The organism is Bradyrhizobium sp. CCBAU 45321 (assembly GCF_028128975.1).
GTDB classification, from domain to species: Bacteria; Pseudomonadota; Alphaproteobacteria; order Rhizobiales; family Xanthobacteraceae; genus Bradyrhizobium; species Bradyrhizobium yuanmingense.
Genome location: NZ_LFKZ01000116.1, coordinates 15,410 through 30,255, shown reverse-complemented (window position 1 = coordinate 30,255; position 14,846 = coordinate 15,410). Strand labels below are relative to the sequence as shown.

Genomic DNA, 14,846 nt, shown 5'->3' with positions numbered 1-14,846 from the left:
AAGCGGGATTTCAACCGAGCTGGAGGACGTGACGATGCAAAGCAATCTCCTGGAGCTGGCGAGTGCGATTTCTTCCGGCGCGGTGCGCGTCGTCGATCTGACCTTCACACTCAGTCCGGACTTTCCGGTCATCGTCCTCCCGCCGGAGTTCGGTCAGGCCGCGCCTGTCCGCATCCAGGAGATATCGCGATACGATGGTCGCGGGCCGGCCTGGTACTGGAACAACGTTACGTTCGGCGAACACACCGGCACGCATTTCGACGCGCCGATTCACTGGTTCACCGGCAAGAACCTGCCGAACAATGCCGTCGACACGATGCCGGCCAAGGACATGATCGCACCGGCCTGTGTCATCGACTGCTCGGCGCAGGCGGCGCAGGATCCCGATTTCCTGCTGACCGTCCCGATTGTCGAAGCCTGGGAAGCCAGGCACGGCCGGATCCCCGAGCGAAATTGGGTCTTGCTCAGGACCGACTGGTCGAAGAAAGGCTGGCGCGACTACTCCAATCTCGGGGACGACGGCGCGCATACGCCAGGCCCGAACCCGGCGGTGATGAAGTGGCTGGTGGAGGAGCGCGGTGTCATTGGTTTCGGCACCGAAACCATCGGCACGGATGCGGGGCAGGCCGGGCACTTCGAGCCGCCTTATCCCGCGCATCACTTTCTGCACGGCGCGGGCCGCTACGGCCTGCAATGCCTGTGTAACCTGGATCAGCTTCCGGCCACCGGCGCCGTCATCGTGGCCTCGCCACTGAAGATCCAGAACGGTTCCGGCAGCCCGCTTCGAGTCATCGCTCTGGTGTCGTCCACTTGAGCCCCAATCCATGGCACTCGCCAATCAGAACAAGAAATTCTCACGAAAGACAGGTGCCATGAACTCGATCAAGAGCCTGGTGGCTTTCACTGCATTGCTGCTTGCCGTTCCGCAATTCGCGCAGGCCGAGATCCTCGTCGGATTCGTCACCGGCCTCAGCGGGCCGGTATCATCGATTGGTATTCCCAACGCGAAGGGGATCGCGGCAGGTCAGGTCTATATCGGCGAAATCGGCGGCGAGAAGCTGCGGGTCATCCAGCTCGACGACGGCTCCGATCCGACCGCGTCGGCACGCAATGCGCGCAAGCTGGTGGAGCAGGAGAAGGTCGATATCCTGATCGGCACGTCCGGCGCTCCCCAGACGCTCGCGATGGCGACCGCGGCCATCGAGATGAAGATTCCGATGATCGCGGTGTCGCCGATCGCACCGGTGCCGTCAGGCGACGGCGGTCCCTGGGTCGTGCAGACGCCGCAGCCCACGCCGCTTCTGGTGCAAGGAATCGTCGACCACATGAAGGCGAAGGGCCTGACGACCGTCGCCTTCATCGGTTTCTCCGATGCGTTCGGCGATCTCATGTACAATTCGCTCGAGCAGAGTGCGAAGGCCGCCGGCATCAAGGTCGTCGCCAACGAACGCTATGCCCGGTCGGACTCCTCGGTGACGGCTCAGGTGCTGCGCGCACTCGCCGCGCGTCCCGACGCCATCATGCTCGGCGGCACCGGCACGCCAGGCGCGCTGCCGGTCATCGCGCTGTCCGAGCGGGGATATAAGGGACCGCTCTACGGCAATCACGGGCTGATCAGCGCCGATTTCCTTCGTCTGGCCGGCAAGGCCGCCAACGGCATCATGTGCCCGACGGGACCTGTGACCGCGGCGGAGCAGCTTCCGGCCAGCAATCCGATAAAGAAGGTCGCCCTGGATTTCCGCGCGGCCTTCGAAAAGGCCAACGGCGAGGCGCCGACGGATTCATTCTCGTCCTATTCCTTCGACGGCTGGCTGATCTTCGCCGACGCCGTCAAGCGTGCGCTGGAAACCGGTGCCAAACCAGGCTCACCTGAGTTCCGTACCGCGATTCGCCAGGCGCTGTTCACCACCAAAGAGGTGGTCGGGACGCAGGGCGTCTACACCTACACGCCGGCGGACCGGCATGGGGTCGACGATCGCTCGCGCATCATGGTTCAGATCGAGGACGGCAAGTACAAGCTGTTGCCTTGAGGTGCGAGCATGGTCGCAATGGAGAAAGATGCGCTGGCAAACATCAGCGAGGTGGTCGGCGGTGAGGACGTGACGCCTGCCTGGGCGCGCGCGATGGCGTCGTTTCCGCCGTCTGAGCGCATCCTCTCGACGATGCTCACGCGGCAGGCGGAGCGTTACGGCGACCGCCTTCTGCTCGTGGCCGGGGAGACGCGTTGGAGCTTTGCGCAGGCTGCGGCGATTGCGGCTGCGTCGGCCCAGACGCTGGTCGATGCCGGGATCAAGCCGGGCGACCGGGTCGCGCTGATGTGCTCGAACCGTCCGGAGTTCTTGCAGGTCTATCTCGGCTGTGCGTGGCTGGGGGCGATCGCCGTCCCGATCAATACCGCGTTGCGCGGCTTCCAGCTGTCCCACATTTTCCGCAACTCGCAACCCGCGCTTCTCGTCGTCGAGGCTCAGTTCGCCAGCGCGGTCGATAGTGTCGAGGCGGATGTCGAGCTGCCGCCTCGGACCTGGATCATCGGAGCTGGCGCCGACGCGGTCGGTGCCAGGATTTCCGCGGTCCCGCTGCCGCCTCTTGGCGCCGCGGCCCCGGCGGGCGCCGTCCGTCCCGGTGACACCGTTGCGATCCTCTATACGTCGGGCACCACGGGCCCTGCGAAGGGTGTGTGCTGTCCGCAGGCGCAGCTGTTCTGGTGGGGCATCTATTCGGCGCGCGCGCTCGGAATCCGCGAGGGCGATGTGCTGTTCACGACGCTGCCGCTGTTCCACACCAACGCGCTGAATGCGTTCTATCAGGCGCTGCTGAACGGATGCACGTACGTGCTCGAGTCGAAGTTCTCTGCTTCCGGCTTTTGGGCTGCCGCGCGACACCACAATGCGACGGTCGGCTATCTGCTCGGTGCGATGGCGTCGATGCTCCTGGCGCAGCCGAAGAGCGCAGACGAGTCAATGCATCGTCTTCGTGTCGCGCTTGGCGGCGGCGTGCCGCCGCAAATCCACGGCCCGTTCCGCGAGCGCTTCGGCGTACCGCTGGTCGACGGCTACGGGTCGACCGAGACGAATTTTGTGTTCGCCGGCACGATCCCGTCGGATCGGGCGGGGACTATGGGGTACCTGGCCGATGGCATCGAGGCGCGGATCGTCGACGAGAATGATTCCGCGCTGCCTGATGGAGAGGCCGGCGAGCTCGTGCTTCGCGCGAGAGAACCCTTTGCGTTCGCGTCCGGCTATTTCGGCATGCCGGAGAAGACCGTGGAGGCCTGGCGAAATCTCTGGTTCCACTCCGGCGATCGGGTCGTTCGCGATTCCGACGGGCATTATCGCTTCGTCGATCGCATGAAGGATTCCATCCGCAGGCGTGGCGAGAACGTGTCCTCGTGGGAGGTCGAGCAGGCCATCCAGGCGCATCCCGCGGTTGCTGCCTGCGCGATCTACCCGCTGCCATCGGAGTTGGGTGAGGATGAAGTTGCTGCTGCGATTCTGCTGGAACCGGGCCACTTGCTACAGCCCGTCGACATCGTCAGGCATTGCGAAGGGCGGATCGCCTATTTCGCTATTCCGCGTTATGTGCGAATCCTCAGTCAGATGCCGCTGACGGAGAACGGCAAGATCAAGAAGGGCGTACTGCGCGATGCCGGCGTCACGACGGATACATGGGATCGCGAAGCGGCCGGAGTGAAGGTACGACGCTGACATCGTATTCGCTTAAGGTTTTTGCAGGGCGTCCCTGACGGCGGCCTTGAGTTCGTCGAGTTCGCCGATCAATCCATCGAACCGGTCTGCCGGGAAATCCGCCAGCAGCTCGGCAAGCCATGCGCCGTGGCTCTTGGCCATTCGCCTGAAGATCTTGCGGCCTTCGACCGTCATACAGACGATCTGCACGCGCCGGTCGAGGTTCGACGCCGTGCGGGTGATGTATCCATCTGCGACCAGGCGGTCGACGATTGGCGTGAGGTTCCCGGCCGAGACCATCAGGCGCTTGGGCAGCTCTCCCAGCACAAGTCCGCTTGGTTCGCGGTCGAGCTGGGCGAGAACGTCGAAGCGGGGCATCGTGAAGTCGAACTCTTCGCGAAACCGGCGCCGCAACTCGCCTTCGATGAGGGACGTGCAGGCGAGCAGTCGGAGCCAAAGGCGTGTTTGAGCCCTGTACTCAGCCTCCTGATCCGTCTCGTTCCTGGCCGAAACAGGCGTGGACTCCTTCGCGAGTGCCAATCGAATCTCCCGGGCTTCGTGGCTCATGAAAGCTGGCGCAGCTCTCGTGGACATTGGCAAGATAGTTCGTGCCAAAAGTAAATTCAAGGCTGCCTCCGAAGGATCCGGAATCGGCGCCGCCGTGCATCCGATTTACACTAAATTTCATGATCGGTGCTGCGGTGAGGGGCTTGCCTCCAACGTCTTTGCAGAACCGTCTTGACAATGCACGCATCGAGGAAATATTTTATACTTAAAATAATTGGGTGAGAGCTCGGCGCAACGCGCGAAAGCGAGGGATCATGCGCATAGTCTGTATCGGCGGCGGGCCGGCCGGCCTCTATCTGGGCCTCCTGATGAAGCGTCGACATCCGGAGCATGTCATCACGGTCGTCGAGCGCAACAAGCCCTACGATACGTTTGGCTGGGGGGTGGTGTTCTCCGATGCCATGATGTCTGCGATGCGCCTTGCCGACCCCGAGAGCGCGGCCGAGATCGAGAACGCCTTCAATCATTGGGACGACATCGAGCTCGTCTTCAAGGGGACGCGCCAGCGTACGACCGGCCACGGCTTCATCGGCATTGGTCGCAAGCATCTGCTCAACATTCTCCAGAGGCGCTGCGAGGCTCTGGGTGTCGAGCTCGCCTTCGAGCGCGAGGTGGAGTCCGATCTCGAATTTCCCGACGCCGACCTGATCGTCGCCTGCGACGGGGTCAACTCCAGGATTCGTGCCCGCTATGCCGAACAGTTCCAGCCGGATATGGTGATCCGGCCGAACCGCTACATCTGGCTCGGCACCAAGAAGGCGTTCGACGCCTTCACGTTCGATTTCCAGAGGACCGAGCACGGCTGGTTCCAGGCACATATCTACAAGTTCGATGCGGAGACCTCGACCTTCATCGTCGAGACCACGGAAGAAGCCTACAATGCTCACGGGCTGGGCGAGCTCGATCAGCAGGAGTCGATCGACTTCTGCGAGAAGATCTTTGCGGAGACGCTCGACGGTGCGAAGCTTTTGACCAACGCCCGCCATCTGCGCGGCTCGGCCTGGCTCAATTTCAGCCGCCTGATCTGCGGCAAATGGAACGTGTTCAACGGCCGCTCCCACGTCGTGCTGATGGGCGACGCCGCGCACACCGCGCATTTCGCCATCGGGTCGGGCACCAAGCTCGCGCTCGACGACGCCATCGAGCTCGCCAACCAGTTCGATCGCCATGGTCACGGACGCGAGGGCATCCCGACCGTGCTGGAGGCCTACGAGGAAGTGCGTCGCGTCGACGTGGCGCGCATCCAGAACGCCGCGCGCAATGCCATGGAATGGTTCGAAGTAGTCGGCCGGCGCTATGCTGATACGCTCGAACCGCCGCAATTCTTTTATTCGATGCTGACGCGTTCGCAGCGCATCAGCCATGAAAACCTGCGCCTGCGCGACCGTGCCTGGTTGGAAGGATTCGAGCGATGGTTTGCCGCGCGCTCGGGCATCGTCGTCAAGGACGGCGAACGGGTACCGCCGCCGATGCTGACGCCGCACCGCGTGCGCGGCCTCACGCTGGCGAACCGCATCATGGTTTCACCGATGGCGATGTATTCGGCGAAGGACGGGCTCATCAACGACTTCCACATCGCCCACCTCGGAGCGCGCGCCATGGGCGGCGCCGCGTTGATCTTTGCCGAGATGACCTGCGTCTCGCCGGATGCCAGGATCACGCCGGGCTGTCTCGGGCTCTGGAATGATGAGCAAGCGGCACAATGGCGCCGGCTGGTCGATTTGATCCATAGCGTCGGACACGCCAAGGTCGGCATCCAGCTCGGCCATGCCGGGCGGAAGGGATCGACCCGGCTCGCCTGGGAGGGGATTGACCAGCCGCTGGCTTCGGGCAATTGGCCGCTGATCTCGGCTTCCGCGCTGCCCTATCTGCCGCACAGCCAGTTGCCGCGGGAGATGAACCGCAGCGACATGGACCGCGTCCGCGACAATTTCGTCGCCGCAACGCACCGTGCTGCCGACGCCAAGGTCGATTGGCTCGAGCTTCATTGCGCCCATGGCTATTTGCTGTCGAGCTTCCTCTCGCCGCTGACCAACCGGCGGACCGACGAATATGGCGGCAGCCACGAAGCTCGTGCGCGCTTTCCGCTGGAGGTGTTCAGGGCGATGCGCGCGGCATGGCCATCCGATCGGCCGATGTCGGTGCGGCTGTCCTGCCATGACTGGACCGAAGGCGGCAACACGCCGGCGGACGCCGCGATCTTCGCTGCGATGTTCAAGGAGGCGGGAGCAGACGTGATCGATTGCTCCTCGGGACAGGTCTGGAAGGAGGAACGGCCGATCTACGGCCGCCTGTTCCAGACGCCATTCGCCGATCTGATCCGCAACGAAGTCGGCATCGAGACGATTGCAGTCGGTGCGATCTCCGAGGCCGATCACGCCAACTCGATTCTCGCGGCTGGCCGCGCGGATCTCTGCGCGATTGCGCGGCCGCATCTCGCCGACCCGGCCTGGACGCTGCACGAAGCCGCGCGCATCGGCATCACAGCGGTCAACTGGCCGAAGCAGTATCTGTCCGCCAAGGGACAATACGAAGCCAATCTGGCGCGTGCTGCTGCCGTGGCCGCGCAGTGAGCGAAGGAGGGGATCGGATGAACTCCGTGGTAAAGATGATCCGGCGCGAATGGCTGGACTGGCCGTTCTTCGAGTCCCCCCATCTTGCGATCGGCGAGGCGCTCGATCGCTTCGTGCAGTCGGGAGCCCTTCACAAGATCGATCACAATGATGTGGATGGTGCCTGTCGCAAGCTTGTGCGTGCGATGGGCGAGGCGGGGTTGCTCGATTGCGCGGTCGCGGCGCCCGATGGCGATGCGACGTCGATCGATTCCCGCTCGATCTGCCTGTCGCGCGAGTCGCTGGCCTATGCCGATGGCCTCGCGGATTTTGCTTTCGCCATGCAGGGGCTTGGCTCCGGAGCGATTGCTCTCGGTGGCTCGGCGGAGCTGCGCAAGGCCGTGCTGCCGAAGGTGCGTTCCGGCGAATGGCTCGCGGCCTTCGCGCTCTCCGAGAAGGAGGCGGGGTCGGACGTCGCGGCGATGTCATGCACGGCGCGGGCCGACGGCGACAACTACGTCATCGACGGCGAGAAGACCTGGATCTCGAACGGCGGTATTGCCGACGTCTATACGCTGTTCGCTCGAACGGGCGAGGCGCCGGGCGCCCGCGGCATTTCGGCCTTCGTCGTCTTTCCGGATGATCCCGGTTTTAGCATTGCCGAGCGCATCGACGTCATCGCGCCGCACCCGCTGGCGACGTTGCGCTTCACCAATTGCCGGATTCCCGCGAGCCGTAGGCTCGGCGCGCCCGGGGGTGGGTTCAAGCTCGCGATGCAGACGCTGGATATTTTCCGCGCATCGGTCGCCGCCGCAGCCCTCGGCTTTGCCCGTCGCGCGCTCGACGAGGCATTGTCGCATGCCCGCAGCCGAAACATGTTCGGTGCGACGCTGGGGGATCTTCAACTGACCCAGGCCGCGCTCGGCGACATGGCGACCGACACCGACGCGGCGGCGCTGCTGACCTACCGCGCGGCCTGGCGCCGCGATGTCCAGAAGCTTCCGACGACGCGCGAAGCCGCCATGGCGAAGCTGACCGCCACCGAGACCGCGCAGCGCGTCATCGACCGTGCCGTCCAGATGTTCGGCGGCCGCGGCGTGCGCAAGGGAGAGGTCGTCGAAGGTCTCTACCGCGAAATCCGCGCGCTGCGCATCTACGAGGGCGCGACCGAGGTCCAGAAATTGATTGTCGCCCGCGAGCTGTTGAAGCCGCGCTGAGAGGATTGAGAACTACGCATGAGCACGATCAGCAAGCCGGAAGCCCCCGTTGCGCGTGGTCTGCAACTGCTTCAGCCCAGCGGCTGGCCGCAGCCGAAGGGGTATGCGAACGGTGTCATGGCTGAAGGACGACTCATCGTGACGGGTGGTGTGGTCGGTTGGGACGCCGCCGGGCGATTTGCCGACGGACTCGTTGCGCAGGTCCGCCAGACGCTCGAAAACATCGTCGCGATCCTGGCAGAGGGCGGCGCGCGGCCGGACCATCTCGTGCGCCTGACCTGGTACGTCGTGGATATGGACGAATATGTGTCGAACCTGAAGGCGCTCGGCAAAGTCTATCGCGAGGTCATTGGCGCCCATTACCCCAGCATGGCGCTGGTGCAGATCGTGCGTCTCGTCGAGCCATCCTCGCGTGTCGAGATCGAGGCGACGGCCGTCGTCCCGCGCTGACGAAGGCGTCGGCCGCAGGCTCGAGGCGAGACCGCGACGATGGAAAGCTCTCCACGGCGCCCGTGATGGATTGGAGCGAGAGCTCAATATTTTCAATGGCTAAGGGGCGGCGTGTGCACGACGTGTGCACCGGGAGATGCACAAAAATCTATCGACGGCAAATCTGAGCAGACGGTCTGAGGCGTGATACTGAGCTCGGCTTCCGCGCGATCGAATTGACGAGAGCAGTGCAGCGACTACAACAGGCGTTTCGCCGCCGGTCATGAGTGAGAAAGAAGCCCAATGTTCCTGACCGAGAACGATCTGAATGAATTGGTGGCATGGCGACGCCATCTTCACGCCGTGCCGGAACTGTCGGGGCAAGAGGCAAAAACCGCGGAAGCCGTGCGGGCCCGTCTTCACGCGGCGGGTGCCGACAGGATCGTTTCGGGCCTCGGTGGTCACGGCGTGCTTGGAATCTACGATGGACGTGAGTCTGGCCCGACGATTATGCTTCGGGCCGAACTGGATGCACTGCCGATTCAGGAAAAATCAGAACTCAAGCATCGATCACTGGTAGCAGGAAATGCCCATCTCTGCGGTCATGATGGTCATATGGCAATTCTGGCGGCCGTAGCGCAAAATCTGAGCCAGCAACGTCCAAGCCGAGGTCGCGTAGCGCTCCTGCTTCAGCCGGCCGAGGAGGACGGGTCCGGTGCGGCCGCCGTTCTGGCTGATGCGAAGTTTGAGCAGGTGCGGCCCGACTTTGTCTTCGCGCTGCATAATCTTCCTGGGCTCGATCTTGGACAGGTCTCCCTTGCCGAGGGCTTGGTGAATTGCGCCTCGCAAGGAATGCAGATCAGATTATCAGGACGAACCACGCACGCGTCGAATCCGGAGCTCGGTATCTCCCCGAAAGACGCACTCGCCAGGCTCCTGCTGGAGATTCCCGCACTTGGGCACGGTACGGAGCTGGACGACGACTTCTCAATGCTGACGGTCACCCATGCAAGACTTGGGGAGCCTGCGTTCGGTATCGCGCCGGGCTTCGGCGAGTTGTGGGCGACACTGAGAACATGCACCGACGTGATGATGGAACGGCTCCGCCTGGAGGCGGAAGACTTGGTTCGACGCGTGACGGCCGGTGAGGGGCTGAGCACGGAAATCGCTTATCGCGACGTCTTCAATCATTGCGCAAACCACGTCGATGCTGTTGCCCATCTTAGAAATGCGCTGGACGCAGAGGGGGTGCGACATTCGGCGGAGGGCCTCCCACTGCGCGGCTCCGAGGACTTCGGACGTTTTGGCTTCCGTTCGAGGTCGGCGATGTTCTTCCTGGGAGCCGGCAAAGAGCATCCCGGGTTGCATGAGTCGAACTACGACTTTCCGGATCAGTTGATAGAAATTGGTGCAAGAATATTCATTCGCACCATACGCAACCTACTTGGCTAAATCGAGAATTCCGGACGGAATGACAGCGGATCGCCTGCGTGTCACACGTTGGATCGGCGATTAGAACGATTTGAAACTAGAAGCATTCGAAAATTTGCAGTGAAGTTCGAAACAGGAAATCGCTTCTCCGATCACGACGGTTTTTGTCGTGCAACCTTAGATAATTTCTAGGTCTCAATTTCTTCTCGCAGCACAGTCGTATGTTAGGAAGCGACGGGGACGTGCTTGCAAGTGGAATTGGGGCGCAGGAATGACGCGTGAACTCTCGGCCAGGAAAATCGTGCGTACACTATCGTTGGGCGCGGTGAGTTATCTCGCGCTGTCGATGGAATCTTCGGGTGACCTTCAGCGTGCGGTTGCGCAATCCAATCTGCCGCCCGTGACCGTGGATGCCCCCAAGCCGAGAGTTCGTCAGCCGGTCCAGAGATCGCAGTCGACGCGCGCCTCGCGTGGACAGCGATCCGTCGTCGCGGCGGCTCCGCGCCAGGCTGCACCCGTTCCCTATGTGGTGCCTTCGACCGGTACGGTCGGCACGGTGCCGCCCGCTTACGCAGGCGGCCAAGTCGCAACCGGCGGAAGCCTCGGTCTGCTCGGCAATCGCGGCGTGATGAACACGCCATTCAACCAGACGAGCTATACGGCGGAGTTGATACAGAACCAGCAAGCGCGCACAGTAGGGGACGTTCTGTTCAACGATCCCTCGGTCCGAACGAAGACGCCCGCTGGCAACGGCATTGATGGTGTGTACATCCGGGGCTTTTGGCACGACAGTGGCGACTATTCGATGAATGGTCTCTACGGAATGGCACCGTTCTACTCAACGTCCGCCAATTTCCTTGAACGTGTTGAGGTTCTGAAGGGGCCGAGCGTGCTTCTCGGAGGGATGCCGCCCGCAGGGGCCAATGGTGGCAGCATCAATCTGGTAACGAAGCGAGCTCCCGACTTCGACATCACTCAGCTCACCGCATTGTATATCTCAAAGTCTCAATTCGGACTGCAAACCGATATTAGCCGACGATACGGCGAGCATAAGGAATGGGGAGTCCGCTTCAACGGCATGGGACGGGGTGGATCGACAGCGTATGACCGACAAACCGACCAGTTTGGAAACGCGGTGCTCAATCTGGACTACCGCGGCGAGCGTGTCCGCTTTTCCACCGATCTGGGCTATCAGGCCGAGAATCTCAAGCCGCCCTTGCGATTTCTAACGTTCACCACCAGCCCTCCCTTTGCGACCACAATTCCGGTGCCCGCACTTCCAAAGCCCGGAGCGAACTACATGCCGGACTGGGCAACTTGGAAGCCGCGAGATTCCTTCGCACTGACCCGGGGCGAAGTCGACCTAACGGAGTCCGTGACTGTCTATGGTGCGGTCGGATATCACAAGAGCGAGATTGACTACATTTACCCTTCGCCACGTATCACGAACGCAAACGGTAACTGGTCGGCCGTTCCTTTCAGTGGAAGTGATGTCTATGACAACTATACGGGCGAGGCGGGGCTGCGCGCCTCGGTCGATACCGGCCCCATCAATCATCTGTTGACGGTCAACTACTCTGCTTTCGAGCGGGACTACAGCTCGTTCGGCAGGGCCGGTACTGCTATCAGTTCAAACCTGTACAATCCGCTCCCGATTCCTTTTCCAAACTTTGTTACTGTCGCCCAAAATCTGCAGACGCAGACGAAGCTTACCAGCGTCGGTATCGCTGACACGATGTCGATGCTCGACAACAGGCTGCAGCTCGTAATCGGCGCAAGGCGGCAGACAGCAGCTGTAGACAGCTTGAACCTGCTGACCTCAGCCAAGTCGAGTGTCGAGGTGCCGACTTGGAGCCCCGGCTATGCGGTCATTGTCAAGCCGGTGGAGAACATCTCCCTCTACGCAAATTACATCGAAGGTCTAAAGGCGCCGGAAGTTGTTGTCGGAGCCCAGGTGTATTCGAACGTGGGCGACATTGTTCCTCCCGCTCAAACCAAGCAGAAGGAAGTCGGCCTGAAGGTTGATATGGGTCGGATCGGCTTCACGGCGAGCGCATTTGACATCACCAGTCCGAACATCATCTCCGTCGCGGTGCCGGGGCAGGCGCTCCCTGCGAGGCGACTTTCCGGCGAGCAGCGCAACCGCGGCATCGAGCTGATGACCTTCGGAGAAGTGACGCCGACGTTCCGAGTGCTCGGTGGCTTGAGCTTCATCGACGGTGAGGTCGTCAGACAGGCAGTGTCCGCGGGAACGATCATTTTCAACTACAATGGAAAGGTTCCGGTGGGCGTGTCAGCGTTTAACGTCAACATGGGTGCCGAGTGGGATACCCCATTCTTGCCTGGGCTGACTATGACCGGCCGTGTAATCTATACCAGCGAGAGCTACGCCAACGATGCTAACACCCAGGAGCTTCCTGCGTGGACGCGGGTCGACCTTGGCGCGCGCTACACCTTCCTGTCGCCTTGGAACGGCAAGCCGATAGTCATTCGCGCAAGCGTTGAGAACGTGTTCAACGAGGCGTATTGGAACTCCTATCGCACCGTGAGTAGCGCTGTGTCACTCGGTGCCCCGCGCACCTACCTCCTATCGACGACGTTCAATTTTTGAAAGCTAGTCCTTAGTGCTCTGCTGCGTGCCGCCGCGGATCTCGTCCGCGGCGGTTTTTCGTTGGGTCAATGACCAACAAGTTGCACGTCTTGGGTTTGATGACAGCACAACTAAGCGCCGCACGCGACAAGATGTGAGATCAAGCAGTGTCGAGAAAGTTCCTCCTTGCGCGGTTAGAATTGCAGCAATCTGCGGCGCCTCCTGAAATCCCAATGTTTTCCCGCGTGTTGGCGCGCAAGCGCGGAGGTTGCATTGTGTTCGTGTGTCGCCAGTTTTGAGGTCTTAAAAAAAGACGCGTCGATATTGCTTTGACCCTCGTCTGCTTCTGACCTAGTCAAACGTCTCTGCTTTCGCTTTCCGAAAAGGGGATCGCGCTATGATGGTGTTCGACAGAGACGACGTCACCTTCACCGTCGTCGTCAACCACGAAGAGCAATACTCCATCTGGCCGACGTTCAAGGAGATTCCGGCCGGCTGGAAGGCGGTGGGCAAGTCGGGCAGCAAGAAGGAATGTCTCGACCACATCGAGCAGGTGTGGACTGACATGCGCCCGCTCAGCTTGCGCAAGTTCATGGACGGCGCGTCGCCCCAGCAGACGACGTAGTCAGCGAAGTCTGGTCGTCCGATGCGGCTTCTTTGTCTGCCTTATTCCGGCGGCAGTGCCATGTTCTATGCGCGGTGGCGCAGGCTGCTGCCGTCGTGGATCGACGTTCGGCCGGTCGAATGGCCCGGGCGTGGTGCGCGCATGGACGAGCCGCTGGCGGCCGATCCAGGCGTGCTGGCGGCGCAGCTGGCTGGTGAACTCGCGGCACAGCTCGACGGGCCCTACGCGTTGTTCGGGCACAGCCTCGGCGCCGTGATCGCGTTCGAGCTCGCACATAGCCTGCTCGATTGCGGAGCACCCGCGCCGGCCATTCTCTTCGCCTCGGGTGCGGAAGCGCCGGCGGTTCGGGACGGCAGCAAGTGGCGCCATCCCCTGAGCGACGAAGCGCTGATGCAGGAGTTGCGTAATCTTCAGGGCACGCCCGACGAGGCGCTGTCGAATGCCGAGCTAATGCGATCCGCGTTGCCGGTGCTGCGCGCTGACTTTTTGATGTGCGGGGCCTATGCCTACCGGGCGCGGCGTCCATTGCAGTGCCCGGTGCACGTCTTTGGCGGAGCGTACGACGAGACCAGCCGCGAAGCACTCGAGGCTTGGCGGCAGGAGACCTCGGCGGCATTCACGCTCGATATTCTGCCCGGGCATCACTTCTTCATTCACACAGAGCAGGCCGAGCTGATCGACCGGATCGGCTGGGCGCTGGCCCGGCAATCGGGGCGATCGATTGCTTCGCATCGGAGCGAGGATCATGAGCGCGTTCTCCGTCCAGCCACTCATTGACGGCAAGACTCTTCCCATGCTGCTTAGGGCAGGTGAGGCCGGGCAGCCGCTCGGCGAAGCCCTTCCCGTGCTGCGTGCGACGATCGACCGGTACCTGACCGACAGCGGCGGCATCGTGTTTCGCGATTTCTCGCTCGGTGGTCCCGATGCGTTTCGAGCCTTCGCGGCCGGTTTCGGTCATCCGCTGCTGACCTACGAGTTCGGGTCGACGCCGCGTTCGCAGGTGACCTCGGGTGTCTACACGTCCACGGAGTATCCGCCGCACCAGCATATCCCGCTGCATAACGAGCAGGCCTATACCCGCGATTGGCCGATGAAGATCTGGTTCTACTGCATGCAGCCGGCGCTGGAAGGCGGCGAGACGCCGATCGCCGACAGCCGCGCCATCTATCGCGACATGCCGCCGGCCATTCGCGAGCGGTTCGCCGACAAGGGTGTGATGTATGTGCGGAACTACGGCAACGGCCTCGACGTCGACTGGCAGCAGGTGTTCGGCACCGACTCCAGATCGGAGGTGGAGGCTTACTGCGCTCGCCACGACATCGAATGCGAGTGGAAGGAAGACGGCGAGCTCCGCACGCGCCAGGTCTGTCAGGGCACGGCGCAGCACCCGATCACCGGTGACTGGGTCTGGTTCAACCAGGCGCATTTGTTCCACGTCTCCAATCTCGAGCCGGAGGTGCGCGAGAGTCTGCTCGACGTGGTCGAGGACGAAGCCGATCTGCCGCGCAACGTGTTCTACGGCGACGGTTCGACGATCGAGGATGAGACGCTGTCAACGGTCCGGACCGTTCTCGAGAAGCACAAGATCAGCTTTCCCTGGCAGGCCGGCGACGTCGTGATGCTCGACAACATGCTGACCGCGCACGCGCGGGCCCCGTTCAAGGGGCCGCGCAAGGTGATCGTCGCTATGGCCGAAGCTCATCGGCAAGGGTGATCGGCGGCAGGTCTCATTCGGCGGCGGGTATTTCCGGC

At 62.3% G+C, this 14,846-nt stretch carries 12 protein-coding genes; 11 read left to right on the top strand and 1 reads right to left on the bottom strand.

The features are described 5' to 3' along the window. Positions 1–34: 34 nt before the first annotated feature. Genes ACM43_RS14520 through ACM43_RS14510 form a run of 3 tightly spaced genes read left to right on the top strand, consistent with a single transcriptional unit; the run spans position 35 to position 3,704 of the window. Positions 35–814, top strand: a complete 780-nt coding sequence (locus ACM43_RS14520) for a cyclase family protein (protein ID WP_271540787.1) — start codon at positions 35–37, stop codon at positions 812–814. Between the two features lie 58 nt (positions 815–872). After that, complete coding sequence (locus ACM43_RS14515; RefSeq protein ID WP_271540786.1) at positions 873–2,030, top strand: ABC transporter substrate-binding protein; 1,158 nt, start codon at positions 873–875, stop codon at positions 2,028–2,030. Between the two features lie 18 nt (positions 2,031–2,048). Beyond that, positions 2,049–3,704, top strand: coding sequence for an ATP-dependent acyl-CoA ligase (locus tag ACM43_RS14510; RefSeq protein WP_442869308.1), 1,656 nt, complete (start codon positions 2,049–2,051; stop codon positions 3,702–3,704). A 12-nt stretch (positions 3,705–3,716) separates the two neighbouring features. Here ACM43_RS14510 and ACM43_RS14505 read toward each other — a convergent pair whose 3' ends face one another. Continuing rightward, positions 3,717–4,223: a MarR family winged helix-turn-helix transcriptional regulator gene (locus ACM43_RS14505; RefSeq protein ID WP_128262334.1), complete on the bottom strand. Its 507-nt coding sequence runs from the start codon at positions 4,221–4,223 to the stop codon at positions 3,717–3,719. Positions 4,224–4,504: 281 nt separating this feature from the next. Here ACM43_RS14505 and ACM43_RS14500 point away from each other — a divergent pair, with 281 nt between their 5' ends. From ACM43_RS14500 to ACM43_RS14465, 8 genes are all read left to right on the top strand, one after another. Next, complete coding sequence (locus tag ACM43_RS14500; RefSeq protein ID WP_271540751.1) at positions 4,505–6,823, top strand: bifunctional salicylyl-CoA 5-hydroxylase/oxidoreductase; 2,319 nt, start codon at positions 4,505–4,507, stop codon at positions 6,821–6,823. 17 nt (positions 6,824–6,840) lie between these two features. Then, complete coding sequence (locus ACM43_RS14495) at positions 6,841–8,019, top strand: acyl-CoA dehydrogenase family protein (RefSeq protein ID WP_271540750.1); 1,179 nt, start codon at positions 6,841–6,843, stop codon at positions 8,017–8,019. Positions 8,020–8,037: 18 nt separating this feature from the next. Further along, on the top strand, positions 8,038–8,469 hold the full coding sequence (locus tag ACM43_RS14490) for a RidA family protein (RefSeq protein WP_157282368.1): 432 nt from the start codon (positions 8,038–8,040) through the stop codon (positions 8,467–8,469). A gap of 282 nt (positions 8,470–8,751) precedes the next feature. After that, entirely contained in the window at positions 8,752–9,900 is a 1,149-nt protein-coding gene (locus ACM43_RS14485; protein ID WP_271540749.1) for an amidohydrolase, read from the top strand. A gap of 250 nt (positions 9,901–10,150) precedes the next feature. After that, the gene (locus tag ACM43_RS14480; RefSeq protein ID WP_271540748.1) at positions 10,151–12,490 is read left to right on the top strand and encodes a TonB-dependent receptor; all 2,340 of its coding nucleotides are present in this window, start codon (positions 10,151–10,153) and stop codon (positions 12,488–12,490) included. A gap of 376 nt (positions 12,491–12,866) precedes the next feature. Beyond that, positions 12,867–13,094, top strand: a complete 228-nt coding sequence (locus tag ACM43_RS14475) for an MbtH family protein (RefSeq protein ID WP_036013449.1) — start codon at positions 12,867–12,869, stop codon at positions 13,092–13,094. A 21-nt stretch (positions 13,095–13,115) separates the two neighbouring features. Further along, positions 13,116–13,871 (top strand): thioesterase II family protein, encoded by a 756-nt coding sequence (locus ACM43_RS14470; protein WP_271540747.1) that lies wholly within the window; start codon positions 13,116–13,118, stop codon positions 13,869–13,871. Then, positions 13,840–14,808, top strand: coding sequence for a TauD/TfdA family dioxygenase (locus ACM43_RS14465; RefSeq protein ID WP_271540746.1), 969 nt, complete (start codon positions 13,840–13,842; stop codon positions 14,806–14,808). Before ACM43_RS14470 ends, ACM43_RS14465 begins: the two co-directional genes overlap by 32 nt. Positions 14,809–14,846: the final 38 nt, after the last annotated feature.

Coding starts and splice junctions, on each gene's coding strand:
- ACM43_RS14500 (WP_271540751.1), top strand. CDS start 4,505: ATGCGCATAGTCTGTATCGGCGGCGGGCCGGCCGGCCTCTATCTGGGC.
- ACM43_RS14470 (WP_271540747.1), top strand. CDS start 13,116: ATGCGGCTTCTTTGTCTGCCTTATTCCGGCGGCAGTGCCATGTTCTAT.
- ACM43_RS14520 (WP_271540787.1), top strand. CDS start 35: ATGCAAAGCAATCTCCTGGAGCTGGCGAGTGCGATTTCTTCCGGCGCG.
- ACM43_RS14465 (WP_271540746.1), top strand. CDS start 13,840: ATGAGCGCGTTCTCCGTCCAGCCACTCATTGACGGCAAGACTCTTCCC.
- ACM43_RS14485 (WP_271540749.1), top strand. CDS start 8,752: ATGTTCCTGACCGAGAACGATCTGAATGAATTGGTGGCATGGCGACGC.
- ACM43_RS14475 (WP_036013449.1), top strand. CDS start 12,867: ATGATGGTGTTCGACAGAGACGACGTCACCTTCACCGTCGTCGTCAAC.
- ACM43_RS14490 (WP_157282368.1), top strand. CDS start 8,038: ATGAGCACGATCAGCAAGCCGGAAGCCCCCGTTGCGCGTGGTCTGCAA.
- ACM43_RS14510 (WP_442869308.1), top strand. CDS start 2,049: ATGGAGAAAGATGCGCTGGCAAACATCAGCGAGGTGGTCGGCGGTGAG.
- ACM43_RS14515 (WP_271540786.1), top strand. CDS start 873: ATGAACTCGATCAAGAGCCTGGTGGCTTTCACTGCATTGCTGCTTGCC.
- ACM43_RS14495 (WP_271540750.1), top strand. CDS start 6,841: ATGAACTCCGTGGTAAAGATGATCCGGCGCGAATGGCTGGACTGGCCG.
- ACM43_RS14480 (WP_271540748.1), top strand. CDS start 10,151: ATGACGCGTGAACTCTCGGCCAGGAAAATCGTGCGTACACTATCGTTG.